This is a genomic window from Anaeromyxobacter terrae, from assembly GCF_022690685.1.
Taxonomy (GTDB): domain Bacteria; phylum Myxococcota; class Myxococcia; order Myxococcales; family Anaeromyxobacteraceae; genus Anaeromyxobacter; species Anaeromyxobacter terrae.
The window spans coordinates 53,445-79,578 of record NZ_JALCYY010000012.1; the positions used below are offsets into that span (position 1 = coordinate 53,445).

Sequence of the window (26,134 nt, forward strand, 5' to 3'; positions counted from 1 at the left end):
CCAGCCGGCCGCGAACGCCAGGAACGTCAGGAAGTCCCAGTTGCCCATTCAGTCAGCCGAGCTGCGCGAGGACGCGCGAGAGCCTCTCGCGGACCTGGGCGGCGATGGGCTCGAGCTTGGGGTCCTGCGAGGCGATCGTCTGCATCGGATCGACCGCCGAGACGACCACCTTGCCGGCGTCGTCCTCCCACACCGCGACGTTGCAGGGCAGCATGACGCCGAGGCCGATCTCGTAGGTGAGCGCCTGGTGCGCGAGCTTCGGGTTGCACGCGCCGAGGATCTGGTAGCGCCGGAAGTCGACGCCGAGCTTCTCCTTCATCGTCGCCGTCACGTCGATGCGCGTGAGGACGCCGAAGCCCTCCCCCTTGAGGAGCTCGGGGAGCTTCGCGAGCACCTCGTCGTACTTGCCTGCCACCTGCCTGCGCATGCCGAGCTCAGCCACGTGCCACCTCCTCCGGTAACGAGTGCGCCCGTGGGAGCCTCGGCGCGCGAGACCGGTGCAGCGCCCGCCCCCGCTGGACCTCTTCGTCCGCCGGGGCTCCGCCCGCACGCCGCTCTCGGGGCGCGGCGGCGTGCCCTCGCTCGAACGCGTCAGAGCGCTACACGAAGCGCGACGCCGAGCTGGAGGACGGGCGGGGGGACGGAGATGGTGACGTCCGGCGGCAGCCCCGGCGCGACCTCGGAGAGCGGCACGTCGAGCCCGAGGCGGAACTCCCCCCCGCGCGCGCCGAAGGACGCGGCGACGAAGGACTCGACGCGCAGGTAGGTGAGGGCGAGCAGCGCGTGGTCGAGCCGGGCGACGAAGCTCCGGTCGGACAGGTTCCCCAGGACGGAGAGCGTGAAGGTCGTGTCGTTCCAGCTGCCGGGCGAGGGCAGGAGCACGAACGCGCCCGCGTAGTGGCGCCCCAGGTAGAACGGCCGGAACGCGGTCGGGTCGCGCTGGCGGAGCGGGGCTGCGGGATCGCCGGTGAGCTCCGGCGCGCCGGCGAGCAGGAACGGGTAGACGCCCTTCGAGTCGTAGCCTGCGTCGTCGAACGAGTACTCCGCGCCCACCGTGACCGTGTCCTCGTCGCTGTACTTGGCGCTCCAGCTGCCGCCGAGGACCGCCGCGGGCGTGAAGCCCTGCGGATCGACGCGCCCGAAGCGCGTGACGAGAGGCGCCCCGGGGCTCACCTCACGCCAGCGCGGCGCGTCGCGGCCCGTGCGGAGCGCCGCCTCCGCGTAGACGTCGAGGTCCCACACGCCGGCGGAGGCGTCGATCCCGAAGCGCGGGTGGTGGCCGTCCTGCGTGAGCGCGTCCGCGCCGAGCTCGACCGTGCCCAGCACCACCTCGCCCCTCCCGCCGACCCCCACGCGCCCGAGCCGGTTCGTGGGGCTGTCCACCCCGGCGGCGTCGTCGAGCAGCGCCACGCCGTAGGCGTTCCAGCCGCGCCGCTCCCAGGGGACGTGGACCTTCACCATCGTCGTGCCGGTCCGCTCGTCGAAGACGGCGAGCGGATCGCGGCGGACGGGGTGGAGGTAGTCGGTGGGGTTCCAGAACTTCCCGACCCCCCACTTCACGTGCTGCCGGCCGGCGGTGACGAAGACGCGGCGGCCGACGTCGAAGTTCACCCACAGCTGATCGAGCACCGCGCGGGGACCGCGCACGCCCGCGGCGAGCCCGCCGGTGGAGGTGCCGTAGCCCAGGATCCCCTGCTCCGCCGCGGAGAGGGAGGGCGCCGCGACGGTCACCGGCGCGGTGGGATCGTAGCGCATGCGCCCGAGCACGAACGCGCGCACGCGGTCGTTCGGGCGCGCGTCGAGCCACAGGTCGAGCAGGTTCGGCGAGGAGAGCGCCCAGTCCGCGGGCGGGACGTCCTCCTGCCAGAGCGCCTGCGCGCGCAGGTAGAGCTGGCCGCCCAGGCGCAGCGTCTCGCTCTCGGCGCGCTCGACGAGCCGCCCCGCCGGCGGCGGCGCGGCGTTCGGGGAGCCGGTCCCGCCGAAGAGCTCGGCCTCCTCGGGGCGCGCGGCCGGGGCGGGCTCCTCGCGGCGCGGCGCGGGCTCCTGCGGCTCCTCCTGCCCGGCCTGCGGCGACTCCGCGGGCGGCTTCCCGAAGAGCTCCTCCTCGGTGGGGCGATCCTGCGCGAGCGCCGCGGTGGCGGCGGTGAGCGCGACGAACGCGGCTGCGATCCTCATCGTCCTCTCCGTTCCAGCGCGGCGTCGACGGCGACCCGCCTTCGCTCTCGAGCGCGATCAGCGCCGCCCGACCGGCGCCGCCCTGCGGCGGCGCGCGAGCGGACCTCACCGGCTCTTCGACTCCAGCCACGCCTTCGTGAACAGGTTCGCGGCGAGCGGGCGGAGGTCGATCTCCTTGATGAGGATGAGCGTCGAGTTGCCCTTCTCGATCTCGTCGAAGAGCCGCATCTCCTCGGGGTACCAAACGTCCGCGCCCTTCGACGGCGAGAACACCTTCTTCCAGCGCGGGTAGTAGGCCGTGCGCATGAGGCGGCCGGAGAGCGCGAGCTCCTGGCGCTTCAGGACGTTCAGGGTCGCCTGGTCCACCCACAGCCTCACCTGGGGAAAGGCCACGTCCACCCCGGGCTTCGCGACGAGCAGGATGCGGTGGACGCCGTACACCCCGAGCTTCTCGTCCGCCTCGAACTTCGCGTCGTACTCCTCGACGAGGCGCGACTCGTCGAGGTCGCCGCGGCGCGTGTCGGTGCCGCCGATCCGCTCGCGCTCGGTGCGCCGCTCCCAGCGCCCGACGGCGGGGTCGTAGAGCCATAGGTTCTTGTCGATGCGGAGGTAGCCCTTCCCCGCCTCCGCGCGCGGCTTCGTGAAGAGGAACATCTGCTTGTCGTCCTCGTCGCGCCGGTAGACGACGAGCTCGTAGACGACGTCGGTCTTCCCCTTCTCCTTCGCCTCCATGTAGCAGAGGGCCTTCCAGTCGCCGGAGTTGCGCTGCCGCTCGTCGATGGTCGCGACGACCTTGGCGAGCTCCGGCGGGGTGAGGGCCGCGGCGGGGCCGGCGGCGAGGGCGGCGGCGAGCGCCAGGAACGCGAGGGCACGGTGCATGGGAGGGCTCACCCGACGTGGTGCATGGCGGTGACGGGCTTCAGGCGCGCGGCGCGGCGCGCGGGGAACACGGCGGCGAGGACGGCGACCGCGGCGAGGACGAGCGCGTCGGTCGCGATCGCGCCCGGATCGAGCAGGAAGCGGAGCCGCTCCTGCGCGAGGAACACCTGCACCGCCTCGGGGAGCGCGATGCCCGCGGCGTTCACGGCGCCCGCGACGGCGAGGGCGACCGCCACGCCCGCCCCGGTGCCGAGGAGGCCGAGGAGCGCCGTCTCGAGCACGAAGAGCCAGAGGACCTTCCGCCGCTGCATGCCGATGGCGCGGAGCGCCCCGATCTCGCGGGTCCGCTCGCGGATGGCGATCGCGAGCGTGTTGAGGATGCCGATCACCACCACCACCATGAGGATCACGACGAGGAGCCCGGTGACGACCCGGAGCGCCAGGATGAACTGCTTGAACTGGCCCATCTCGTCGTCCGCGGTGGTGACGTCGAGCTTCTGGCCGGTCCAGTCCTCGCTCGGCACGGTCTGCATGAGCTTCATCCAGTACGGCTGCGCCTCCGGCTCCATCACGCGGTAGCCCGCCTCGGCGAGCGCGGTCCTGAGCCGCGCGGCGACGCGCGGCGCGTCCTTCGGATCGCGCAGGTACAGGTGGATCGCGCCCGTCGTGGCGGGGGAGAGCCCGTAGAGCTGGCGGAGCGTGTCCGCCTGGATGAACGCCGAGAACGCGGAGAGGAGCCCGACGTTCCGCGCGATGGCCGCGACCCGCACGTCGGCGGTGTTGTTCACGCCCCGCGCCGTCGGCGCCGAGAGCGTCAGCACGTCGTTCACCTTCACCTTGAGCCGCTCGGCCTGCCCCTCGAAGAGGAGCACCGTCCCCGGCTGCGAGAGCGCCTCGAGGTCCCCCTCCACGACGTGCAGCACCTTGCGGAACGTCGGCTCGTGCGCCACGTCCACGCCGGCGAGCACGAGATCCATCGAGACGTGCTCGGACACCGCCTTCGCCCAGCCGCGGCCGCGCACCGTGACGTAGTCGACCTCCGGCACCCTCGCGCGCACCGTCTCGAGGACCCGCGGGTACTGCGACACGAGCGGCGCCGCGCTGCCGCTCGTGATCTTGAAGAAGCCGCCCACGTTCACGTGGCCGGTCATGAGCGTCGTGGCGGACTGCATCATCGCCGACTCCATGCCGGCGGTGAGCGCGCCGAGGAGGACGAGGAGCGCGGTGACGGCCGCGAGGGCGCCGCCGAGGAACAGGTTCCGCCGGGTGTGGCGCGCGAGGTTCCGGCCCGCGATCATGAGGTCGACGCCGATCACGCTAGTCCTCCGTGGCCATCGCCTCGACGGGCGTGACGCGCATCGCGATGAGCGCCGGGTAGAGCGCGGAGAGGATCGCCACGAGGAGCACCACCGCGAGCGAGCCCCCGACCGCGAGCGCCCCGAGGCGCGGGAAGAGCGCCGGCCCCGAGAAGACGAAGTAGAGAAGGTCCGTCACCGCGGGGATCCCGCCCGCCACCCGGATGCCCCAGACCACCCCGGCGCCGAGCGCGGCGCCGGCGAGCCCGAACACGAGCCCGACCGTCGCGATCTCCACGAGGAGCATCGTCACGACGAAGCGGCGCTGCGTCCCGATCGCCCGCATCGTCCCGATCTCCTTCACCCGCTGCAAGGTCGCCATGACCATCGCGTTGTTGATGATGACGAGCGCGATGGCGAAGAAGATGACGACCGCGGTGAAGAGCACGACCCGGAGCAGCGTCACGAACTGCCCGACGAGGCCGGCCGCCTCCTGCCAGTCCACGACCTTGAGCCCCAGCCCCGCGTCCGCGATGGCCTTGCGCACGTCCCCCTCGGTGCGGCGGAGCAGGCGCGGGTCGTCGAGGATGAGCGCCGCGTTGAGCGCCACCCCGTGCTCGAGCTCCTCCTGCGAGTAGACGTGCGCCGCGAGGTCGGCCGCGCTCGCCCGCTCCTCCTCGCGCCGCTTCACGAGCGCACCCTCGTCGATCTCGGCGACGCGCGCCTCCCCCACGAGCGCGCCGTCGGCGGCACCGAACAGCTCCGCCTCCGCCCGCTCGCGGTCGATCTCGCGCGCCCCCATCGACTTCTGGAGGGCCCGGATCTCCGCCGCCTTCTCGGCGGTGAGATAGCCGTACAGGTCGCGGAAGCTCATGAGGTCGAGGACGCTCATCATGCCGGCGATGCCGGAGCGCTCGATCCCCTTGAACTGCAGGAACCCGTAGACCTTCACGTTCACCGAGCTGAAGTAGCCGCTCTTCGAGGGCGCCTTGATGGTGATCGTGTCGCCGACGTCGATCTGGTAGAGGCGCAGCTTCGGCGCCACGACGTCGTAGAAGATCCGGTACTGCCCGTCGAAGCTCTCGTCGGTGGCCGCGAACAGCCGCCCGAGGAGCGCCTCGAGCGGCTCGGCGGCGGGCGCGCCGAGCGCCGGGCGGAGCTCCTGCGCGAGCGCGTCCGCGCGGATGGGATCGAGCTGCAGCAGGATCTCCCGGATGCCGGCCCGGTTCTCGCGCACCCAGCGCTGCAGCTCCTCGTCGTCCGCGATCCGCTTCCCGCGCCGGTCGCGCGCGTCCTTGATCTGGTCGAGCCGCCGCGCGTTCTTGAGCTTCAGCCACTCCTCGGCGTACTGCTTGCCGACGAGGACGCCGCGCTGGCCGGTCGGGATCCGCTCCCCCTTCACCACCTCCGCGAGCGGGAAGGCGCGGAAGAACGCGTCCACGTCCGTCCCCACGTAGCGCAGGAACGTGAACGCGGTGTCCATCGCGAGGGGCGCCACGCGGTTCTCGAGGAACTCCAGGCTGCCGTAGCGGTCGCGGTCGAGATCGCGCCAGAACGCGTCGGTGGCGGCGCGCTGCAGCGCCTCCCACTCGCTCTTCCGCTCGGCCGCCTCGCGCCCCTCCGGATCCGAGATCTCGCGCGCCTGCGCGATCTCGTCGCGCAGGAGCTGGACCATCCGGCGCACGTGCGCCGCGTGGGCGGCGTAGTCGCGGCGGAGCTCGGGGCCGTCCTCGCCCGCCTCCAGCCGCCGCACGTCGCCCCGCAGCCGCTCGAGGGCGAGGTCGAACGCGTTGCCGGTCGCGACCATCGCCTGGTCGATCCCCATCGGCACGACCTGCTTCACGTTCGGCACCTGCTCGAGCACCGCCTTCACCTTCGAGAAGTCCTCGATCGGCTCGAGCAGCGACTCGCCGCGCAGCCCGCCGTAGAGCTCGAGCGCCCCCTCCGAGCGCGCCTCGTAGACCTGGAGGTGGCCGCCCAGGCTCCCCTGGATCGAGGTGCGCATGCCCCGATCGATCGAGTCGAGCACCGACGAGCCCACCACCACGATGAGCGCACCGACGAGCACGATCGCGCCGAGGATGCCGGTGCGCACCGGGCTCGCGAGGAGGTTCCGGAAGGCGATGCGCAGGAGCACCCGCGCCGCGTCACGCCGCGGGGCCATCAGCGCCCTCCCGCAAGCCTGGCGGCGTCGAGGTCCTCGCGGCTCGCGATGCGCCCGTCCTCGATCCGGACGAGCGCGCTCGCGTGCGCCATCACCTTGGGATCGTGCGTCGAGAAGATGAACGTGGTGCCATCGCGGCGGTTCATCTCCTTCATGAGATCGATGATGTTGCCGCCGGTCTCGGAGTCGAGGTTCGCGGTCGGCTCGTCGGCGAGCACGAGCGCGGGGCGAGTCACGAGCGCGCGGGCGATGGCGACGCGCTGCCGCTGCCCGCCCGAGAGCTCGCTCGGGCGGTGGCGCGCGTGCTCCGCGATCCCGACCGCGTCGAGGAGCGCGAGCACCCGCTCCGCCCGCTCCTTGCGCGTCTGCCCGCCCTGCAGGAGCAGGGGGAACTCGACGTTCTGGAAGACCGAGAGGACCGAGACGAGGTTGAAGCTCTGAAAGATGAAGCCGATGGTGCGGAGCCGGAGCTCCGTGAGCGCGCGCTCGGAGAGGCGGGCGGTGTCCTGGCCGGCGACGATGACGCGCCCCGCGGTCGGGGTGTCGACGCAGCCGACGAGGTTGAGGAGCGTCGTCTTGCCGCTGCCGGACGGGCCGGCGATGGAGAGGAACTCGCCCTTGCCGACCGCGAGCGACACGTCGCGCAGCGCCGGCACGACGGTCTTCCCCAGCATGTAGTCCTTGGAGACGTGCTCGACGGAGACGATCGACATGGCGCCTTCCGATCTGTGCCGGGGCAGGGTGCCGCGCGGCCCATCATTGTGACAGGTACGTGTTGCGGGAGTGTGAATTCCGCGCGTGCCCATCCCACGTTCGGGGTCAGTCGTCCAGCCGCGCGAGACCGACCGCGAACCCGCCGGGCTCCTCCTCGCGCGCGTGCACGGTCCATGGCCGGCAGCACACGGGGCAGTCCTCCACGTACGTCTGCTCCTCGCCGCCGCCCGGATCGACGAACACGACGACCCACTCGCCGCAGTAGGGGCACTGAACCTCGATGTCCACGCTACCCGCAGTTATAGTCGTCCGGTGGGCAAGAAGCCTTTCAACAACCCCTTCGGCAAGCTGAAGGAGCTCGCGAAGGCGGCGCACCCCGCGCCGCGGCCGGCGCCGCCACCGCCTCCCCCGCCCCGGCCGCCCCCCGAGGCCACGGAGGAGGAGATGTGGGAGCGCGCGCTCTCGGGCGTGCGCCCGCTCGACCCCGGGCACGGCGTCGCGGCGCCCCCGCCCCCGCCGCCCGCGGCGGGGACGTTCTGGCACCCCGACCTCGACGCGATCGACGAGCTGCGCGCGCTCGTCTCCGGCGACGCGCCGTTCGATCTCGCCGACACCGACGAGTTCATCGAGGGCCGGATGTCCGGCCTCGACGCGAACCTCGCGCGCAAGCTCCGCCGCGGCGAGTTCGCCGTGCAGGGCCACGTGGACCTCCACGGCATGACGCGCGACGAGGCGAAGGGCACGGTCGAGGACTTCCTGCGCCGCTCTCGCCAGGCGGGGAAGCGCTGCGTGCTCATCGTGCACGGCCGCGGCCTCCACTCCAAGGACCAGCTCCCGGTCCTCAAGGACGCGCTCAAGACCTGGCTCGCGACCGGCCGCTTCGCGCGCCACGTGCTCGCGTTCGCGACCGCCCGGCCCGTGGACGGCGGGGCGGGGGCCATCTACGTGCTCCTCCGTCGCGCCGGGCGCTGACCGCGCGACGAGGTGCCGCGCGGAGTCGGCGTTCGCCGGAAGTCCGTTGTCATCCCGCATCGAACGGCATATCTGTCCATGACCGCACGCCTCTTCGGCTGCGCGAGGAGCGACATGGCGGCGAGACCGGCGAAGCAGTCCTTCAACGAGGCCATCGAGGCGGCGGTCCAGGCAGCGATCACCCGCGCGCTCCCGGCCCTCCGGCGCGCCATAGACTCCGCCGTCGCGGCGCGCGTGCACGCGAAGGCCCCCGCCGCGCCGAGGCGCATCGCGCGCCGGAACGTCGCGGTGCCGCGCGCCGGCGCCATCACGCGCTGGGTCGCGGACCACCGCGCCCGGCGCGTCCCGACCTTCGTCATCGAGGCGACCGGGCTCGACACGAAGAAGCGGATCGTCGCGCGCTACGGCGAGAACGCCGCCTTCGCGAAGGGCAAGCCGCTCCCCCACGTGAAGCTCGCGCAGGCGCCCGCCGAGCCCACGAAGGCGGAGCGCGTCGTGAAGGCGAGGCCGCCGATCGTGCGGAAGGCGGGCGCACCGAAGTAGCTCGCCCCCGCGCGTCGCGGCGTCCCCGCGTCAGGTCCTGCAGACGCCGTCGTGGCAGGTCTGCCCGGCGGCGCAGGCGGTCCCGCAGGTCCCGCAGTTCTTCGGGTCGTCGCGCAGGTCGACGCAGGCGCCGCCGCATTCCCAGGGGTGATCCACCGGGCACACCTGCGCGCAGCTCGCGCCGATGCACTTCTGCCCGGCGCCGCAGACATGGCCGCAGGTGCCGCAGTTGAAATAGTCGGTCTGGAGGTAGACGCAGGCGTTCCCGCAGGCGGTCGCGCCGATGGGACAGGCCGGCGTGCCGCCGCCGCAGCTCCCGTTCGTACACGTCTGGCCCGAGGCGCAGGCGGTGCCGCAGGTGCCGCAGTTGCTCGCGTCGACCATCAGGTCGACGCACGTCCCGCTGCAATCCCAGGGATGAGCCGCCGGGCAGACCTGGTTGCACGACGCGGAGATGCACTTCTCGCCCGCGCCGCAGACGTTGCCGCAGGCGCCGCAGTTGAAGTAGTCCGACTGCAGGTAGACGCAGGCGTTGCCGCAGGCGGTCGCGTTCACCGGACAGGTCGGCCCGCCCCCGGCGCACACCCCGCCGCTGCAGACCTGGCCGGCCGCGCAGGCGTTGCCGCAGGTGCCGCAGTTCCGGGCATCCGACTCCAGGTTCACGCAGGTCCCGCCGCAATCCCAGGGACGGTCCGTGGGGCACACCTGCTTGCACTGCGCGCCCTCGCACTTCTCGCCGGTCCCGCAGACGTGGCCGCAGCTCCCGCAGTTGAAGTAGTCGGTCTGGAGATAGGCGCAGGCTTCGCCGCAGGCGGTCGCGTTGACGGGGCACGTGCGCGGGCCACCCCCGCAGGCGCCGCCGCTGCACGTCTGGCCGCTCGCGCAGTTCGCGCCGCAGTTGCCGCAGTTCTTCGGATCGACATTCAGGTCGACGCACGTCCCGCCGCAGTCCCAGGGGCGGTCCGCGGGGCACACCTGCTTGCACTGCGCCTCCTCGCACTTCTCGCCGGTCCCGCAGACGTGCCCGCAGCTCCCGCAGTTGAAGTAGTCGGACTGCAGATAGGCGCAGTCGTCGCCGCAGGCGGTCGCGTTGACGGGGCATGTGGGCGCGCCGCTGCAGGTTCCATCCTGGCAGGTCCGGCCCGCTCCGCACGGACGGCCGCAGGCGCCGCAGTGGGTCGCGTCGGTCCGCGTGTCGACGCACGCGCCGCCGCAGGTCGTGAGCCCCTGCGCGCACCCTGCCACGCACGCGCCGTTCGAACAGACCTGGCCCGATGCGCAGGCCGTCTCGCAGCGCCCGCAGTGATCGTGGCTCGAGCCCAGCACGACGCACGCGCCGCCGCAGCTCGTGGCGCCGTCCTCGCAGGCGGGGTGGCACTCTCCGTGGGAGCACACCTGGCCGGTGGGGCACGCCCGGCCGCACGCGCCGCAGCTCGTCGCGCTCGACGAGAGATCGACGCAGGCGCCTCCGCAGCTCGTGGTTCCGCCGCCGCAGCCGGCCGCCACGCAGGCCCCCTCGCGGCATTCCTGGCCTGACGCGCAGCGACGATCGCACCCGCCGCAGTCCACCGTGCTCGTCGCCAGAACTACGCAGCCTCCGCCACACGTCGTCTCACCCTCCCGGCACGACGCCGCGCACTGACGGTGCGAGCAGACGGTACCCGAGGAGCAGGCGTGGCCGCAGGCGCCGCAGTGGCTCGCGTCGTTCCCTGTGTCTACGCAGGCTCCGCCGCAGTTCGTCTGGCCCTCGGCGCAGGCCACGTCCGCCGCGATCTCGGAGGACTTGCCGTTCGAGCCGCCCCCGCAGGACGCCGCGAGGGCGATCGCCGCCAGCACGGAAGCGAGGATGACTGACAGGGAAAGCACCGAGGGTCGACGACGAGCGAGCGCCATACGCCGTTCCTCCGCGCGCCCGTGAGCGGGCGCACGATGACGCTACTCCCGCGCGCGCAGCCCGCTCCGCCATCACCCACTTTTCACGCAAGGTGTGGACGGCTCACCTGCGCGACCCGGGCACGCACAGGCGGCCCGCCGCGCGGTCCTCGTGCGCTGACGATCCGTTGACCGGCTCGGGGCAGGCATCCCGCCGCACGCGATCCGCCGAGCCTGGACGGCCCGCGGTTCGCGCCCTCCGCGGCACACGGGCAGGGGGCCGCGAGGAGTGAGCGCCGAGGATCCGTCCGCTCCCATGGACCTCGCGGCCGCAGCGCGTGTCCCGTCCAGGCGCCGGCAAGCGAGCTGGACAGAATCGCCGAGGAAGGGCGGATCCGAGGCATGCGCTGGACGCCCTCGCACATGACCTTCCACATCATCACGTCGTTGTCGCGCGCCGGTGAGTAGACCCGTCGGATCCTGCCGTCGAGATCGGGCAACTCCCCTCGCTCACGGGATCTGCGCGCTGCAACGCCGCGGCGACCCAGGTCGTCGAGCCGAGGTGGTCGGGTGGTAGCAGCAGGTCGCCGCAGGCGATCTGCCGTCGCCTGGCAAGCCGATGGTGTGCCTCCGCGACGCGGCCTCGCCGTGCGCGTACGTGAGCCGGTGGAGGTCGTCGGAGCGATACGGCTGGCGACGGCCGGATCCTGTATCACTCGGGGTCGACTCCTCGTCGGCCAGGCATAACCGCCGCTGATGGACCATCCGTTCTTGCGTGTCGCGCAAGTCGGCCGTCGAGGGCACGCTCGCCTCCTCAACTCAGGAGGACACGTGCAAACGTCGAACAGGTTCGTGCAGGGCCCGGCATCTCTCGGTCAGGTCTTCGCGGCGGCCGGCATCCTCGCCGCCGTAGCGATCATCGTCCCCATCGCCGGCATCATCACGATGCCGGTCGCGGCGCTCGGGGCCGGGGCCCGCGCGCTCATCGACGCCGCCGCCGAGCTGCGTGCTCAGCGCCGGAGCGATCGCGCGCCGGCCGGATCGACGCCGACTCCGCGTCGCCGCCCCACCGCGCGACTGCTCGCCGATCCGGAGCGTCCCCGGTGCACTCCCGAGCTGTCCACCTGAAGGGGACAGGCGAGGTGCGTCGGGATCGATGCCACGCTGCACGTTCAGGCCGCACGCGTCCTCGCCCACGCGTGACCACGCGTCGCTGGTCACGCGCCGTCGAGTCGGCCCGCCGCCCGGGCGTACGCCCCCGCTACCCTGCCCGCTCGTCCGGTGCGCCGTGACCGGCGACGCAGTGGGCAGCGGCGCCGCGCGCGCGGAACGCGACCAGCAGCAGCAGCACCACCCCGGCGAGGACGCCGTCCGCGGGGCCGCCGGTGTTGCAGCCGCACCCGCCGCGGCTCTGCCCCGGCGCGGGGGCGGCGCCGGAGCCGCTCACCGCGAGCGTGATCGTCGGTTGCGCAGGGTCGTCGCTCGCGAGCACGAGGCACGCGCCGGCCGGGAGGGCGCCCGCCGAGGTCGGGGCGTACGTCACGTCGAGCGTCGCGCTCGCGCCTCCGGCGATGGCGGACAGGGCCGCGGGCGTCCAGGTGAGCACTGCCGGCGTCCCGGCACAGAGCGACACCGAGCTCACCGTGAGCGCCCCGTTACCCGTGTTCTCGGTCTTCACGGAGAGCGTCTTCGAGGTGCCCACGGTGACGGCGCCGAAGTCGACCGTGGCCGGCGCGAGCGCGATCGATGGCACGGGCGTCGTCGCCCCGGTCCCGGCAAGGCCGAGGTTCACGGTGGAGGCGACGGGATCGTTGCTCGCGATGGCGAGGCACGCCCCGGCCGGCAGCGAGCCTTCCGCCGCCGGCGCGTAGGTCACGTCGAACGTCGCGCTCCCGCCGGGCGCGACCGACGCCGGCGTCGAGAGCGTCCACGTGACGTCGGCGGACGTGCCGGCGCAGCGCGCGATCGAGATCACGTCCAGCGTGGCGGTCCCGGTGTTCTGCACCTGGACGGCGACCGTCCTCGAGGCGCCGACGGTCACGCTCCCGAAGACGACGGAGGCGGGGCTGAGCGCGATGGCGGGCGTAGCCTGCGTCGTGCCGGTCCCGCTCAGGCCGAGGGCGACCGTCGGGTTCGCGGGATCGTCGCTCGACACGGCGAGGCAGGCGTTGTTCGCGAGCGCGCCGGCGCTGGTCGGGGCGAAGGTCACGTCGAGGGTCGTGCTCGCGCCCGCCTCGATCGTGAGCGGCGCGGCGGGCGACCACGTGATCGCGGCGGACGTCTTGTTGCACCGCGCGATGGACGTCACGTTCAGCGGGGCGTTCCCGGTGTTCCGGAGGGTGGTGGAGAGCGTCTTCGTCGTGCCCACCGTCACGCTGCCGAACGCGAGCGACGTCGGGTCGAGCGCGATCGCCGGGGCGGTCACCGTGGCCCCCGCGCCGCTGACGTTGAGGTCCACCGTCGGGCGCGCGGGGTCGTCGCTCGAGACGGCGAGGCAGGCGCCGCTCGGGAGCGCGCCCGCGCTCGTCGGGCCGAAGGTCACGGTCAGAGTCGTGCTGGCGCCGGCCGCCACGGCGACGGGCGTCGCGGGTGCCCAGGTGAAGACCGCGGGCGTGCCCGCGCAGGGCGCGACGCCCGTCACGTTCAGCGGTGCGTTGCCGGTGTTCTGAATCTGCGTCGTGAGCGACTTCGACGTGCCCACCGTCACCGTGCCGAACGCGAGCGCGGTGGGGCTGAGCGCGATGGCCGGCGCCGGCGTGGCCGCGGCCGTCCCGGTCACCCCGAGGTTCACGCTCGCGTGCGCCGGGTCGTCGCTCGCGATGGCGAGGCACGCTCCGGCGGGCAGCGAACCGGTGCTGGTCGGCGTGAACGTGACGTTCAGCGCCGTCGCGCCGCCTGCGGGGACGGTGAATGGCGCGACGGGCGTCCACGCGAACACGGCCGGCGTGCCGGCGCACGAGGCGATCCCGGTCACGTTCAGCGGCGCGTTCCCGGTGTTCTGGACCTGGGCCGCGAGCGTCTTCGACGTCCCCACCGTCACCGTCCCGAAGGCCAGCGAGGTCGGGCTGAGGACGATGCCCGGCGCCGGCGCGGCGGCGCCCGTGCCGCTCACGCCGAGGTTCACCGTCGGCCGGGCGGGATCGTCGCTGGTGACCGCGAGGCAGGCGCCCGCCGGGAGCGCCGCGGCGGTCGTCGGGGCGAAGGTGACCGTGAGGCTCGTGCTCCCGCCAGCGGCGACCGCGATGGGCGTCGCCGGCGTCCACGTGAACACCGCGGGCGTCCCGGGGCAGGGCGCGACGCCGGTGACGTTCAGGGGCGCGTTGCCGGTGTTCTGGATCTGCGTGGCGAGCGCCTTCGAGGTTCCGACGGTCACGGTGCCGAACGCGAGCGACGTCGGGTTGAGCGCGATCGCCGGGGCGGGCGCGGCCGCGCCGCTGCCATTCACCCCCAGGTTCACCGTGGGCTTCGCCGGGTCGTTGCTCGAGAAGACGAGGCAGGCTCCGGCGGGGAGCGCACCGGCGCTCGTGGGCGTGAACGTCACGTTCACGTTTGCGCTCGAGCCCGCCGCGACGGAGATCGGGGTCGTGGGCGACCAGCCGAACACCGCAGGCGTGCCCGCGCAGGGGGCGATGCCGGTGACGCTGAGCGCCGCGTTGCCGGTGTTCCGGACCTGGGTGGTGAGCGTGCTCGAGGCGCCGACCGTGACGGTGCCGAACGCGAGCGAGGTGGGGGAGAGCGAGATCGCGGGCGCCGCAGGCGCCTGCACGGTGAACGCCGGGACCGCCACCGCCTGCCAGCCGTGCGGCGCGCCGGGCGTCGAGTCGGGGGTGAAGAAGCCGGGCTGGATCGTCGCCGAGCTGCCGCTGCCGAACGTCCCCGACGCGATGCTCGGGAAGCCGATGTCGTACTGATTGCCGTACCAGGCCGCGCGCCAGCTCACCGTGCCCCCCGTCGTCGGCGCGGGCGCGGTGAGCGCCACGGGGTACTGCGCGTTGCTCGCGGTCGCGAGACGCGTCCCGCTCTGGTCGAAGAGCGCGACGCGGAGCCAGCCGTTGCGGTACCCGCCGTTGACGGTGACCGTCACCGTCTCGCCGGGCGCGTACGTGCTCTTGTCCGTGGTCGCGACGATGTTGATGCTGTCCTTCGCGTTCGTGCCGTGCGTGCCGTGCGCGTGGCAGCCGTTGCACGTCGAGGTCGCGCCGTGACAGTCGGCGCAGGACTTCCCGACGCCGAGGATCGTGCGGTCCGTGTAGTAGCCCGAGTATGCGTGCGCGCGCCCAGCGCCGAGGACGAGGCCTGCGAACACGGTGGAGGCGGCCACGGCTGCGAGCGCGAACTTGTTCATGCAATCCTCTCGGATCCGCGCCGGTGCAGTAGCGACCGGCGCGCCCACTGACGGGCGTTGGGCGTTGGGCGTCGAGCCTAGCCTACGACGAGCCTGGCGGGGTGCGCCTCACCGCGCGCGGGCGTGAGAAACGGTGCGAGAGGTGAGCCGACGTGGGATGACGTCGCGCTTCGCCTGCCCATGGATGCCGACAAGGAATCGATGACCCTCAGGGTGCGGTCCTCGCGGCGGTCGCGACCGCAGCCGGTCCCGGGCTCCAGGCGGGCGGCGTTCAGCGCGTGGATCGCCGGCACGTCAGCGGGCGTCTCGTCGCGGATCACGAGGTCCACGGGTGCGGGCGGTGGTGCCGCTGCGGTGAACCGCGGCGTCACGGTTACGCGACGGCCCGGCGTAGACCTGCGCCTGTGCCCTCACCCCGGACGCTCGAGAGCACGCTGCCGGCGGATCCGGGGCGCCTGGAATGCCAGCGCGCCCCGGATCGCCGTCATCCCAGGACTACGGTCCGACCACGTCGACGATCGCCTGGAGCTGAGCGTCGTTCAGCCCCTGCGTCATGTTGCGGCTCTTGATCGACGCGACGGACATGTTCCTGCCCTTCAGGTTGCTCGTCGCGAGCGGCCCGTGGCAGCCCGCGCAGTACTGCCCGTAGAGCGCGGCGCCGTCGGGCGGCGGGCTGTAGACGCACGCCTGCGTGAGGACGGGGGTGCCGCCCGTGCAGCCCGCCGGCGCGGAAGAGAGCACCGTGCGCGACTGCGTGTTGTCCGGCTGGCAGGCGCCCCAGGCCGAGTACGTGAACGATGTGCAGGTCGTCACCGGCGGCGTGTACACGCAAGCCTGCGAGGTCACCGGCGCGCCGCCCGTGCAGCCCGCGGGCAACGAGGAGAGGACCGTGCGCGACTGCGTGCTGTCCGGCTGGCAGGCGCCCCACCCCGAGTACGTGAACGACGTGCAGGTCGTCACCGGAGGCGTGTACACGCAAGCCTGCGAGGTCACCGGCGCGCCGCCCGTGCAGCCCGCGGGCGACGAGGAGAGGACCGTGCGCGTCTGCGTGCTGTCCGGCTGGCAGGCGCCCCACCCCGAGTACGTGAACGACGTGCAGGTCGTCACCGGAGGAGGCGGCGGCGGAGGCGTGGACGTGCAGGGCTGCGACAAGATCGGCGTCCCGGTGCAGCTGGAGGGGCTCGCCGACACGACGGTCCGGGTCTGCGTCCCGTCCGACTGGCACGCGCCCCACTCCGAGTAGGTGTACGTGCACTGCGCCGGCGGGGGGACCGTCCCGGTGGGCAGGTTCTCGGGGTGAAACTCGCCGGACGCGAGGTCCGAGCGCGGGGCGGTGAAGATGATGCCGCCTGTTTCACGGTTCGTGATGGTGATCGTGCCGCTCGAGAGGGTGACCTTCACGGCATGGAGCAGCTCGATGAGCCCGCCGGCTGCATCGTCGTCGTCCATCACGATGGGGTCCGGCACCTGGTACTGATCGAAGAGCGGCGCCAGCGCGGGGAGGTCGCGCAGCTGGGTCAGGAGCGCCCTGAAGCGCGGCACGACCTCGTCGGCGTCGGCCTCGGGCTCCATCTCGTGCGCGGACGCCCGCACCGCCGCCGACACCTGCGCGTCGGGGGCGGTGCTGGCGTTGCCGCCGCAGCCACTCAGGATGAGCGCGAGCATGGCTGCGCCCACCGCGAGCCTGTTGAGGGTCCGGTTCATTCGATTTCCTTCGCTGTGTTGGGCCGCCGCTCGTCGTTCGTGCGCGGCGGCCGATGACAGGGGAAGTCGCGAGCGCGGCACTTCCGTTGCGTTCCGGCAGCGGAATTGCCGAGTGCGCGACCGCGGGCCGATCTGTGCTCGTTCCTCCAGCCGGGTCCGTGCCGAGGGGCGATTCCCTCGGCTGCGCGGCAGCTTGTCGGCGGAGCATGGGGCATGCCGCACCCAGGGCGCCGGTGATCGCGCGTACTTGGGCCCCGCCGATCCCGAGCTCGCCGCGGAAATCCGAGAGGCGGCATCGGAAAGGCGCGCGGAGGGCGCGTCACACGCGAACCCACATCCACCCGCCTCTCCGCCGCGTCACGGACCGCGACCGACCGTCACCACGTCCTTCCGGCCGAACACCCAACGGGCGACGCGGGCTACGCAGGGCGCGGCATCGACGAACCTGCTTGGGCTCGTCGCAGCCCTTCGGCGTCGAGTCGAAGCCGGCGCTACTTCTTGGTGAGGATCTGGATGAGGTTTCCGCAGGTGTCGTCGAGGACGGCGGTGGTCACCGGTCCCATCTCGGTGGGCGGCTGGGTGAACCGGACACCCTTCGAGACGAGCCGCTCGTACTCGGCGCGCACGTCCGCGACGGCGAAGGACGTGAACGGGATGCCGTCCTCCACGAGGGCGCGCTTGAACGGGCGCGCCGCTGGGTGGGCGCGCGCGGCTGGCCCGCGATCCTCGAGCGGCTCGGAGCGCTGGGCGCGAAGCAGAAGCGGGCGCGGCTCGCGAGGTCACCGGCCAGCGCGCCGCGCGTGGTACCGTCACCCGATGGCGCTGCTCGCGAACGGTGCCTTGAGGACCGCAGCCCTCGTCGTCGCCGTCGCGGTGAGCGACCGAGCGGGCGCGGCACCCGCGGACCGCCTCGAGGTGCATACGCGTGTCCTCGCCGTCGTGCTGGAACGCACGACCTTCGCCGACGCGGAGCGCCTCCTCGGGCCGACCGAGACCCGTCACAACGGCGGCGACGCCGCCGCCAGCGCGACGGCCGCGTGCTACGTCGGCGTCGACGGGACCGTGCTCGCTCTCGTCTCGAACAGCGAGATGGGCGGTGGGAGCACGGTCACTCATTACGAGCTCGTCGCGAGGGAGTCGCGCGCGGCGTACTCAGACGAGCCGGACTACGTCGTCCCTGCCGGCCGGCGCCCGCGGTGCGCTCGGCTCGCGTCGCTGTCTCGCGCAACGACGACCGGCGGCGGGCTGAGGCTCGGCATGCGCATGGACGACGTGCGGCGGCTCCTCGGGAGGGCCACGAGAGCGGCGGGCCGGCACGCCGTCTACGAGTCCGTCATCGAGGTACCGAAGGCGAGCCGCGATGACGCCGAGCCGGGCCCATGGCGCGCACGGAGCGTCCGCGTCGAGCTCGAGCGAGGCGTGGTCGTCGCGATCCGCGTCGAGCAGATCACGTCTCATTGAGGGCGTGGGGTCGAGGCCGGCGTGCCGGTCCTGGCTCGGGCGGACGCGAGCATGGCTGCGCGGACCGCGAGCCCGTTGCGGGTCCGGTGAGGGCGACGCGGGCTACGTGAACTCCCGGACGAAGAAGACGACGCTGACGGTGAAGCCCACGACGATGACGAGGCGGCTCACCGCCTGGCGCCCGATCCTGCGCGCGATCCCCGCCGCGCCGTACCCGCCCACGAGCGCGCCCACCGCCATCGCGAGGACGAAGGGCCAGTAGACGAGCTTCGCCGCGATGAAGAGCGCGATCGCGACGCCGTTCACGCACAGCGAGAAGAGGCTCGTGAGCGCGTTCATCTCGAGGATGTCGCTCATCCCGACGATGCCGAGCATCGAGAGCATCATGATGCTCATGCCCGCGCCGAAATAGCCGCCGTAGACCCCAACCGCGAGCGTCGCGACGGCGGCGCCGGCGAGCCAGGCGCGCGTGCGGTGCTCCTGCCCGCCCTTCGTCCGCAGCCACTCCTGCGCCTTGCCGCGGATCGCGAACAGGATCGACGCGAACAGCACGAGGAACGGCACGATGCGGTCGAACGTCGCCGACGACGTTTGCCGGAGGAGCAGCGCCCCGGCCGCGCCGCCGACGAAGCAGGGGATCACCAGCCAGCGCATGACGGGGTCCGCCCGCGCCAGCTCCCGGCGGAAGCCCCAGATGCTGCCCAGGGTCCCGGGCCAGATCCCGACGGTGCTGGTCGCGTTCGCCACGACCGACGGGAGCCCGAGCGCGACGAGGACGGGGAACGAGATGAGCGTCCCTCCGCCCGCGACGGAGTTGATCGCGGCGGCGACGAGCGAAGCCAGGAACGCGGCGGCGACGTGACCGGGCTCGACGGAGGGCATCGCTCGCAGCATCGCATCGGGCCCGCCCTGATGAGAAGACAGGCGACGCGGTCGCGCCTCGCCGCACGCGTGTGGCGCGGGACCTGGTACGACGCGGCTCCGCCACGCGCCCCCCGGCAAGCCTCGTCGCCAGGCCTCGACGCTAGGCGGCCCCGCATCGGCCCGCGCTCGCTCGCCGCTTGGCCCAGAGCTCCCGCTCGAGGATCTCGGCCGCGACGCTCGCGCCGTCCTCGCCGCGGACCTTCTCGCCGAGAATCCCGGCGCGCGCGGCCATCGCCTCGGACTCGACCGCCCGCGAGATCGCCCCGGCGAGCCGCTCCGCCGTGAGCCGCGTCCGTGGGATGGGCGGCGGCCCGACGCCGAGGCGGCGCACGCGGTCGCCCCAGAACGGCTGATCGGTGATGAACGGCACGACGACCTGCGGGACTCCGGCGCGGAGGGCGGCCGCGGTGGTCCCCGCGCCGCCGTGGTGGACGACCGCGGCGACGCGCGGGAAGAGCCAGGAGTGAGGGACGGAGTCGAGCGGAAGGATGCTCGACGGGAGGTCCGCTGCGTGCTCGTGCAGGCCGGCCCAGCCAGACAGGAGGATCCCGCGTCGCCCGACGCGCTCGAGCGCGGCGGTGATCATCCTGACGTCGCCGGCGGGGTCCGCGCTCACCATGCTGCCGAAGCCGACGCAGACCGGCGGCGAGCCGGACGCGAGGAACTGCGAGAGCACGGGCGGCGGGGTCCACCCGGATGGCTCGTCGAGGAACCAGTAGCCGGTCAGGTGCAGGTACGGGGCCCAGTCCCGCGGCCGCGCCACGGCGTGCGGGCTCACCCCGATGAGCACGGGGGGCTCCGCGCGCCGCATGATCTCGAAGGCGGAGCTCGCGTAGGGCGGCAGCCCCAGGACGTCGCGCCGGAGCCGGATCGAGCTCTCGCGGTTGACGCGCCACATGAGTCGCTCCGTCGCCCAGTGGCTCAGGCGGTTGTAGCCGGGGATCCAGCTCGCGCGCGGGGGGAAGAGGATGCTCGGGAGCTCGCGGGTCGCGAAGGCCGGCGCGAGCAGCGCCGGGACGAACGGGACGCCGAGCTTCTCGGCGATGGAGTGCCCCGCGACGGCCGCCATCGGCGCGAACCCCACCGCGTCGACGCCCTCGCAGGCCGGCAGCGCGTCGGCCGTGAGCCGCGTCACGTGCCGCGCGAAGAGCTCGCTGACGGCGGACAGCTGGGCGAGGCCGCTCTTCTTCCCCACGAGCTCCTCGAGCTCGCCCCTGCGCACCATCTCCTGGACGCTCTCCGGAGTGGGCCAGTCGTCACCGCCGGCCGCGTGGAAGCGGACGCCGTACGCGTCCGCGAGCGGGGCGAACACCCGCTGGGTGACGAGGGTGCAGGCATGGCCGGCCCGCTGGAGCGCGCGCGCGAGCGCGAGGTACGGCTGGACGTCGCCGCGCGAGCCGGCGGTGAGGAGCGCGATGCGCATGGCGGGCCGCCTCCGCCGCGGCCGCGAACGGCCGAACGCCAGGGCGGCCGTACACGCGCAGTACTACACCTCGTCGGATGAAGGCTGTCCAGGCGAGAGACGAGGCGATCCCCGGTCCCCCGCTCGCCCCGAGCGGGGAGCCGTGCGCCGAGAGGCGGCCGCGCTTATCGCCGTGCCCGGACCCCTGAGAGGAGGCGCCATGCAAGCGGCCATTCCTGCGCAGATGAAGGCGGCGGCATTCGACCGGTACGGAGGGCCCGAGGTCCTCCACACCGAGACGCTTCCGGTACCGCAGCCGGGGGCGAAGCAGGTCCTCATCCGGCTCGCCTCCTCCGGGATCGGTGAGTGGGATCGGTACGTCCGGTCCGGCGAGGTCGAGCTCGGTCCGAGCGGGTTTCCCCGGGTGATCGGCAACGACGGAGCGGGCGAGGTGGTGGCGGTGGGTGAAGGCGTGCGGCGCTTTCACGTCGGCGATCGCGTCTATGCGTATTCCATGCAGGGTGGGTTCTACGCGGAGTACGTCGCGCAGGACGAGGACGCGGTCGCCGCCATCCCCGCGGGCCTGAGCGAGGAGGAGGCGGGCGCGCTCGGCGCCGACGGCGTGACCGCGCTGCGCGGCCTGGACGATCAGCTCCACCTGTCGGCCGGACAGTCGCTGATGGTCTACGGCGCGAGCGGCGGGATCGGTCACCTCGCGGTGCAGCTCGCGAAGCGGATGGGCGCGCGAGTGCTCGGGGTGGCCTCGGGACGGGACGGGGTCGAGCTGGTCCGGAAGCTCGGCGCGGATGCGGCCGTCGATGGCAAGCGCGACGACGTGGCGCGCGCGGCTCGCGACTTCGCCCCCGGCGGGCTGGACGCCGCGCTCGTGCTGGTCCACGGCAAGAGCCTCGACCCCGCGCTCGCAGCGATGCGACGAGGCGGCCGCATCGCGCATCCGAACGGCGTCGAGCCGGTGCCCGCCGCGCCCGAGGGCGTGACGCTCCTCGCGTACGACGGCGAGCCGAGCCCCGACGCGTTCGAGCGGCTCAACCGGCTCATCGCCGCCGCCCCGTTCCACGTCGAGGTCGGGCGGATGTACGCGCTGGATGACGCGGCTCGGGCTCACCGGGAGCTCGGGCAGCACCACCTCGGCAAGCTCGCGCTGCGGATCCACTAGGCCGGATCGCGCTGCGGTCCACGCCGCCGCGTGCCACGCCCTGCGCGCGGCACCGGCGTGAGCGTCGGGCCGGCCGGCAGGGCAAGGGCGTCGGCGCGAGGCGCGGGGCCGCGTCCACGACGAACGCGATCTGCACCGCCTGGCCGACGATGTCGTCGGAAGGGAACGCGGGGACGATGCGGTACGCGCCGTCAACACTCGCCTCTCCACACGCATCGTCACGGGATGACGTCGGCGGGGCCGTTCGTGTACACGCGGACGTAGTCGACGTACGTCGTCGCGCTGCCCGACATGGTCGGAAATGCGCCGGCAATCTCGTTCGAGAGCGCGTGCGTCAGGACGAAGTAGGCGGGATACCCTCCCCCGCTCGCGTCGTTTGCCCACGCTGCGGAGAAGTCCGGGATCGCCTGCGGCGCGTACGTAGCCACGCCGTTGATGAAGAACTCGACCGTGCCGTGCGCTGGGTCCCAAAGCACTGCATATGCGTAGAACCGGTCGGGGACGAGCTGCACGCACTCCTCGTGGCTCGCGTCTACCACGTGCTCGGTCTGGCAGAAGGGGAGCGGGCGGCCCGGGAACGCCTCCACGAGATCGAACTCCGGCGGAGCGAACCCTGCACCCTCGTCTCGCAGCATCCACACCGCGGGCCAGTTGCCGCCGACGAGGGGCAGCCTGGCGCAAACCTCGAGGTAGACGCCCTGCGCCGGCGTCGACGCGAAGCGGACGCCGGACCCCCAGCGCGTTCCAGCGCAGGGTGCGGGGACGGTGCTGTTCTGCATTGGGCAGTGGCTCGCCGACGACACGACCTCGCCTGACAGGTACTCGCCCGCGGCCACGTCCCACGTCGCGCGGAGCGCCAGGGCACCGACGCTGGACCCCTCGATTCCGATGAGACCTCGGACGAGCTCGGCGCGGCCGGGCTCGAAGCGCTGCAGCTCGGCGACCGAGTCGTAGGGCGCCGCGAAGCCGATGCCGCCGACGCGGCTGAGCTGCGCGGGGAAATCCGGACCGTCGAACTCCTCTGCATACGCCAAGACGTCGTAGCCGGCGGGGCGTGGCACGGTGAAGCCCCACCCGCCACACGGAGGAGGCCCGCAATCGGTCGGAGAGGCACACGGCGGAAGCGATCGATCGGGTCGAGCGTCGCACGCCGCGATGACGGCGAGCAGGCCGGCCACGAATCCCCCTGCGGTTCTCGAACGCCACGTGGCCGGGCGACATCTCACGACGGCATCCTACCAGCACGGGAGCGTTGCACCCTCGATGTGGCCGACAGCACGCCCTCTCGCGCGTGAGTCATACGGCCACACCCTCACCGCAGCCTGGGGCAACGGGCTCAGCCGCCAAGCGTCGACTCCCGCGTGATCGCCTAAGGCTTCACTATATAGCGCCCGGATCTGCAATTTGAATCGACTCCCAAAGATTGTCGTCAAGAAGACACGGAAGAAGTGAAGAGGGCGGTCCTCGGTACCGAACGGCAATGCTTCGACCGCCGGCTACGATCGGGGCGCTTGCCGTCACCGGCGGGCACCTCAGTTGACCGCCGCAGACACCGAGGCGTCGTGGCTGGCCTGACGCTGGCCGGGCGCGCTTCCACGGAACGGATGCGGTGCGCGTCACCCCCTAGCGCTCGCGCCGCCTCTCGTCCTCACCATGGCGCTGCCAGATGTACGCGCGTGGCCGCGCTCTGCGCGGACTGTGGGAGTGACGCGCGCGCTTCGATCGGTACACTGACCATCACCCGTGCATGGAGTGATGAGGCATACCGGATCGCGCCGCGTCGCCCCGCGATCCGGGCATCGCTGGCTGGCCGTGCTCGTCGGCGCGATGTGGGCGACCGCAGCCCCCGCGCAGGAAGCCGAGGGCGACGCTCCCGTCGCCGAGAGTCAGCTCGAGGACCTGCTGGAGAGCACCTCCCGTCCGCAGCAGGCGGTCACCCACCGTTATACGGACGCCGACCTGGCGCCTTACTTCGGCTCGGGAGAGCTCGCCGAGGCCAAGGCGCTCTTCGACCGGGGCCGCCATGCGCGAGCGCGCGCGAGGCTGCGCGGAGAACAGCCGCCGGTGCGTTACCTGCGCGCGTTGTCCGCACTGCAGGACGACCCCACCTCGGCGGCCCAGGAGTTTCGAGCGCTGGCCGGCGACTACCCGCGGATGCGGGACCACTGCCTCTTCCACGCGGCGCGGGCCCTGGAGCGGCTGCGGAAGCGCCGCGCCGCCGCCGACGCGTACGCGCAGGTGAGCCCGGGCTCGACGCTCTACGCCGAAGCACGCCTGGGGCAGTCCCGGGTGCTCGAGCGTGGACTCGACCTCGACGGAGCGCTCGACGCCCTCGGTCCGCTGCGCGAGCTGCCGGCCATTCCGCGCAACGACGCCGTCCGGCGAAAGGCGCTGCTCGCCGCCGCGCGGCTGTGCCAGAGGAAGGGCGACTACCGCTGCGAGCACCGCGCCATGCTCGAGCTCTGGGCGACGAGCCCGCTCTCGCGCGAGGCGAAGGTCGTCTGGGAGCGCCTGAAGGAGCTCCCCGTCCCGAACAGGTGGCGTCTGCGGCGAGCCGAATCGTTCCTCGCGTTCAACGACAACGTCGAGGCCTTGCGGCTGGCGCGGCAGGTGAAGACCGCGCTGCCCGACGAGGATGCCTGCGCCGCTTCGTTCGTGATCGGCAACGCGCTCCGCAAGGAGCGGCAGCATCGCCAGGCCGCCGCCGCCCTCGCACCCATGGTCGAGGCGTGCAAGCTCTCCGAGCTCCGCCCTCAGGCGATGTACGTCCTCGGGTATTCGCAGTCGGTGTCCAGGCAAGACGCGGTGCGCACGTACGAGGCGCTGGCGCGCGAGTATCCCAGCCACCCGTTCGCCGACGACGCGCTGTTCTTCGCCGCCGAGCTCGACCTGCGCAGCGGGAACCGGGCTGCTGCGCTGGATCGACTCGAGCAGGTGGCCACCCGGTACGCCACGGGCAACTTCGCCCCCGAGGCGCTCTTCCAGCTCGCGTGGCAGCACCGGACGTCCGGCGCGCACAAGGAGGCGCTCGCCGCGCTCGACCGACTCGACCGTCTGCCCGGCCTGGGACGCGACCAGCGCCTCCGGTCGCGCTACTGGCGAGCCCGGGCGCTCGCGGAGAAGGGCGATGCGTCGGCCGCGACCGCGTTCGCCGCGCTGGCCTCGGATCATCCGGCGGAATGGTACGGGTTGCTCGCCCGGGGGTGCCTCCCCGAGGGCGTGGTGCAGGTGGCATCGTTCGGCGTCGCATCCGGTGGAGCGGCGCCCCTCTGGCCGCTGGAGGCCGGTCCGCTCGGCGACGACCCGCGGTTCCTCGCGGGCGTGGAGCTTCTGCGGATGCAGCTGCCGGACGCCGCGGCCGAGCTGCTCGCCATCGACCGGCGCGGCCTGCCCGAAGACCCGGCGCGCCTTCTCGTGGAAGTCCTCCAGCGAGGCGGGAGGACGGGAGCTGCCGCGTACGTCGCGCGCACCACCCTCGGGGCCACGCTCGCCGGCGGGATCGATGACCGGACCGTGGACGTCTGGCGCGCGACGTACCCGCTGGCCTTCCGGAACATGGTCGAGCAGTGGGCGAGGGCCTCGAGCCTCGATCCGGACCTCCTTCAGGCATTGATGCGGGAGGAGAGCCGCTTCAATCCCTCGGCTCGCTCGACGACGGGGGCGCTCGGCCTCACGCAGCTCATGCCGCGAACCGCTCAGGACGTCGCGCGGGGGCTGAAGCTCGGCCGCGTGAATCCGCGCATGCTTCACCGGCCGGCGCTCAACATCCGCCTCGGGGCCGCGTACCTCGCCGAGCTGCTCTCGGAGTTCGAAGGCTCGACGGTGCGCGCGGTGGCGGCCTACAACGCCGGACCGGTCGCGGTGTGGCGGTGGGTGCGGGCGCGTCCCGACGAAGCGATCGACGAGTGGGTCGAGGAGATCCCCATCTCGGAGACGCGCGACTACGTGAAGCGCGTCCTCGGAAGCTACGGCGCGTACCGTCTCGTCTACGGCAGGGCGGCCGGCCCCCTCGCCCTCCCCGTCCCTCCGCTGGCCTCGCGCGAGAGGCGCTCGCGCTGAGCCCGCGATCACCTCGAGCGGCAGGCGATTGACGGAGGCGAGATCCAGGTCCAGGAACGCGCCGGCCGTCGCCTCGACCGTTGTCGGCGGTCTGGCGCGCGCTCACCGACCCCGAGCTCCACGCACGGTGGTGGGCCGCCGGCGACGTACGCCCCGTGGTCGGCCACCGCTTCACGCTCGACATGGGGAAGTTCGGGAAGCAGCCGTGCGAGGTGATCGCGGTCGAGCACGAGCGCCTCTTCAGCTACCGGTTCGCGTCGGGCTCCCTCGACACGATCGTCACGTGGCGGCTCTCCGCCGAGGGAAAGGGAACGCGCCTGTCCCTCACGCACGAGGGGTTCGATCTCGACTCGCCCATGGGCCGCGCAGCGTGGGAAGGGATGAGGGGCGGCTGGCCCACGGTCCTCGAGCGGCTCGGGGCGACGCTGGGCGCCTAGCAGGAGCTCGC

Annotated in this window: 21 protein-coding genes; 7 read left to right on the plus strand and 14 right to left on the minus strand. The window is 72.9% G+C overall.

Annotated elements, in window-relative coordinates; genetic code table 11:
• Positions 1 to 52: 52 nt before the first annotated feature.
• The 7 genes from MNY62_RS07465 to MNY62_RS07495 all read right to left on the minus strand — a co-directional run bounded on the left by MNY62_RS07465 (position 53) and on the right by MNY62_RS07495 (position 7,515).
• Complete coding sequence (locus MNY62_RS07465; protein ID WP_242343492.1) at positions 53 to 442, minus strand: DUF302 domain-containing protein; 390 nt, start codon at positions 440 to 442, stop codon at positions 53 to 55.
• A gap of 149 nt (positions 443 to 591) precedes the next feature.
• A complete protein-coding gene (locus tag MNY62_RS07470) occupies positions 592 to 2,175 on the minus strand; it encodes a hypothetical protein (RefSeq protein WP_242343493.1) in 1,584 nt (527 codons plus the stop codon).
• A gap of 105 nt (positions 2,176 to 2,280) precedes the next feature.
• Complete coding sequence (locus MNY62_RS07475; protein ID WP_242343494.1) at positions 2,281 to 3,054, minus strand: outer membrane lipoprotein-sorting protein; 774 nt, start codon at positions 3,052 to 3,054, stop codon at positions 2,281 to 2,283.
• Positions 3,055 to 3,062: 8 nt separating this feature from the next.
• Positions 3,063 to 4,370 (minus strand): ABC transporter permease, encoded by a 1,308-nt coding sequence (locus MNY62_RS07480; RefSeq protein ID WP_242343495.1) that lies wholly within the window; start codon positions 4,368 to 4,370, stop codon positions 3,063 to 3,065.
• Between the two features lies 1 nt (position 4,371).
• Positions 4,372 to 6,513: an ABC transporter permease gene (locus tag MNY62_RS07485; RefSeq protein WP_242343496.1), complete on the minus strand. Its 2,142-nt coding sequence runs from the start codon at positions 6,511 to 6,513 to the stop codon at positions 4,372 to 4,374.
• Entirely contained in the window at positions 6,513 to 7,226 is a 714-nt protein-coding gene (locus tag MNY62_RS07490; RefSeq protein ID WP_242343498.1) for an ABC transporter ATP-binding protein, read from the minus strand. The genes MNY62_RS07485 and MNY62_RS07490 overlap by 1 nt, the downstream gene beginning before the upstream one ends.
• A 106-nt stretch (positions 7,227 to 7,332) precedes the next feature.
• Positions 7,333 to 7,515, minus strand: a complete 183-nt coding sequence (locus MNY62_RS07495) for a CPXCG motif-containing cysteine-rich protein (RefSeq protein WP_242343499.1) — start codon at positions 7,513 to 7,515, stop codon at positions 7,333 to 7,335.
• A gap of 24 nt (positions 7,516 to 7,539) precedes the next feature.
• On the opposite strand from MNY62_RS07495, the gene MNY62_RS07500 reads away from it, so the two are divergent.
• Together MNY62_RS07500 and MNY62_RS07505 are read left to right on the plus strand one after the other, a co-directional pair.
• Positions 7,540 to 8,199 (plus strand): Smr/MutS family protein, encoded by a 660-nt coding sequence (locus MNY62_RS07500; RefSeq protein WP_242343500.1) that lies wholly within the window; start codon positions 7,540 to 7,542, stop codon positions 8,197 to 8,199.
• 78 nt (positions 8,200 to 8,277) lie between these two features.
• Positions 8,278 to 8,742, plus strand: coding sequence for a hypothetical protein (locus MNY62_RS07505; protein WP_242343502.1), 465 nt, complete (start codon positions 8,278 to 8,280; stop codon positions 8,740 to 8,742).
• A 30-nt stretch (positions 8,743 to 8,772) separates the two neighbouring features.
• On the opposite strand, the gene MNY62_RS07510 is transcribed toward MNY62_RS07505, so the two are convergent.
• On the minus strand, positions 8,773 to 10,248 hold the full coding sequence (locus MNY62_RS07510; protein ID WP_242343503.1) for an MXAN_6577-like cysteine-rich protein: 1,476 nt from the start codon (positions 10,246 to 10,248) through the stop codon (positions 8,773 to 8,775).
• Positions 10,249 to 11,445: 1,197 nt separating this feature from the next.
• On the opposite strand from MNY62_RS07510, the gene MNY62_RS07515 reads away from it, so the two are divergent.
• Positions 11,446 to 11,742 carry a hypothetical protein gene (locus MNY62_RS07515; protein WP_242343504.1) on the plus strand — a complete coding sequence of 99 codons (297 nt, stop codon included), beginning with the start codon at positions 11,446 to 11,448 and terminating at the stop codon, positions 11,740 to 11,742.
• A gap of 133 nt (positions 11,743 to 11,875) precedes the next feature.
• Here MNY62_RS07515 and MNY62_RS07520 read toward each other — a convergent pair whose 3' ends face one another.
• From MNY62_RS07520 to MNY62_RS07530, 3 genes are all read right to left on the minus strand, one after another.
• The gene (locus MNY62_RS07520; protein ID WP_242343505.1) at positions 11,876 to 14,959 is read right to left on the minus strand and encodes a choice-of-anchor D domain-containing protein; all 3,084 of its coding nucleotides are present in this window, start codon (positions 14,957 to 14,959) and stop codon (positions 11,876 to 11,878) included.
• Positions 14,960 to 15,454: 495 nt separating this feature from the next.
• Positions 15,455 to 16,663 carry a cytochrome c gene (locus tag MNY62_RS07525; RefSeq protein ID WP_242343506.1) on the minus strand — a complete coding sequence of 403 codons (1,209 nt, stop codon included), beginning with the start codon at positions 16,661 to 16,663 and terminating at the stop codon, positions 15,455 to 15,457.
• A gap of 491 nt (positions 16,664 to 17,154) precedes the next feature.
• Entirely contained in the window at positions 17,155 to 17,331 is a 177-nt protein-coding gene (locus tag MNY62_RS07530; RefSeq protein WP_242343507.1) for a VOC family protein, read from the minus strand.
• 172 nt (positions 17,332 to 17,503) lie between these two features.
• Between MNY62_RS07530 and MNY62_RS07535 the strand changes: the two genes are divergently transcribed.
• Positions 17,504 to 18,124, plus strand: coding sequence for a hypothetical protein (locus MNY62_RS07535; RefSeq protein ID WP_242343508.1), 621 nt, complete (start codon positions 17,504 to 17,506; stop codon positions 18,122 to 18,124).
• A gap of 102 nt (positions 18,125 to 18,226) precedes the next feature.
• Here the strand turns inward: MNY62_RS07535 and MNY62_RS07540 are convergent, their stop codons facing one another.
• Positions 18,227 to 19,006 (minus strand): sulfite exporter TauE/SafE family protein, encoded by a 780-nt coding sequence (locus MNY62_RS07540; protein WP_242343509.1) that lies wholly within the window; start codon positions 19,004 to 19,006, stop codon positions 18,227 to 18,229.
• A gap of 142 nt (positions 19,007 to 19,148) precedes the next feature.
• Entirely contained in the window at positions 19,149 to 20,471 is a 1,323-nt protein-coding gene (locus MNY62_RS07545; protein WP_242343510.1) for a glycosyltransferase, read from the minus strand.
• 199 nt (positions 20,472 to 20,670) lie between these two features.
• Here MNY62_RS07545 and MNY62_RS07550 point away from each other — a divergent pair, with 199 nt between their 5' ends.
• Positions 20,671 to 21,627 carry an NADP-dependent oxidoreductase gene (locus tag MNY62_RS07550; protein WP_242343511.1) on the plus strand — a complete coding sequence of 319 codons (957 nt, stop codon included), beginning with the start codon at positions 20,671 to 20,673 and terminating at the stop codon, positions 21,625 to 21,627.
• A 218-nt stretch (positions 21,628 to 21,845) separates the two neighbouring features.
• Here MNY62_RS07550 and MNY62_RS07555 read toward each other — a convergent pair whose 3' ends face one another.
• Positions 21,846 to 22,688 (minus strand): glycoside hydrolase family 16 protein, encoded by an 843-nt coding sequence (locus MNY62_RS07555; protein WP_242343512.1) that lies wholly within the window; start codon positions 22,686 to 22,688, stop codon positions 21,846 to 21,848.
• 694 nt (positions 22,689 to 23,382) lie between these two features.
• Between MNY62_RS07555 and MNY62_RS07560 the strand changes: the two genes are divergently transcribed.
• Both MNY62_RS07560 and MNY62_RS07565 read left to right on the plus strand, forming a co-directional pair.
• Positions 23,383 to 25,686 (plus strand): transglycosylase SLT domain-containing protein, encoded by a 2,304-nt coding sequence (locus tag MNY62_RS07560; RefSeq protein ID WP_242343513.1) that lies wholly within the window; start codon positions 23,383 to 23,385, stop codon positions 25,684 to 25,686.
• An 80-nt stretch (positions 25,687 to 25,766) separates the two neighbouring features.
• Positions 25,767 to 26,123 carry an SRPBCC family protein gene (locus MNY62_RS07565; RefSeq protein WP_242343514.1) on the plus strand — a complete coding sequence of 119 codons (357 nt, stop codon included), beginning with the start codon at positions 25,767 to 25,769 and terminating at the stop codon, positions 26,121 to 26,123.
• The last annotated feature ends 11 nt before the right edge of the window (positions 26,124 to 26,134 follow it).

What these genes read in the sequence shown, in the direction of transcription:
- MNY62_RS07475 (WP_242343494.1), bottom strand. Translation starts at nt 3,054, where the DNA reads ATGCACCGTGCCCTCGCGTTCCTGGCGCTCGCCGCCGCCCTCGCCGCC.
- MNY62_RS07505 (WP_242343502.1), top strand. Translation starts at nt 8,278, where the DNA reads ATGACCGCACGCCTCTTCGGCTGCGCGAGGAGCGACATGGCGGCGAGA.
- MNY62_RS07490 (WP_242343498.1), bottom strand. Translation starts at nt 7,226, where the DNA reads ATGTCGATCGTCTCCGTCGAGCACGTCTCCAAGGACTACATGCTGGGG.
- MNY62_RS07470 (WP_242343493.1), bottom strand. Translation starts at nt 2,175, where the DNA reads ATGAGGATCGCAGCCGCGTTCGTCGCGCTCACCGCCGCCACCGCGGCG.
- MNY62_RS07550 (WP_242343511.1), top strand. Translation starts at nt 20,671, where the DNA reads ATGCAAGCGGCCATTCCTGCGCAGATGAAGGCGGCGGCATTCGACCGG.
- MNY62_RS07485 (WP_242343496.1), bottom strand. Translation starts at nt 6,513, where the DNA reads ATGGCCCCGCGGCGTGACGCGGCGCGGGTGCTCCTGCGCATCGCCTTC.
- MNY62_RS07560 (WP_242343513.1), top strand. Translation starts at nt 23,383, where the DNA reads ATGAGGCATACCGGATCGCGCCGCGTCGCCCCGCGATCCGGGCATCGC.
- MNY62_RS07540 (WP_242343509.1), bottom strand. Translation starts at nt 19,006, where the DNA reads ATGCCCTCCGTCGAGCCCGGTCACGTCGCCGCCGCGTTCCTGGCTTCG.
- MNY62_RS07525 (WP_242343506.1), bottom strand. Translation starts at nt 16,663, where the DNA reads ATGAACCGGACCCTCAACAGGCTCGCGGTGGGCGCAGCCATGCTCGCG.
- MNY62_RS07545 (WP_242343510.1), bottom strand. Translation starts at nt 20,471, where the DNA reads ATGCGCATCGCGCTCCTCACCGCCGGCTCGCGCGGCGACGTCCAGCCG.
- MNY62_RS07520 (WP_242343505.1), bottom strand. Translation starts at nt 14,959, where the DNA reads ATGAACAAGTTCGCGCTCGCAGCCGTGGCCGCCTCCACCGTGTTCGCA.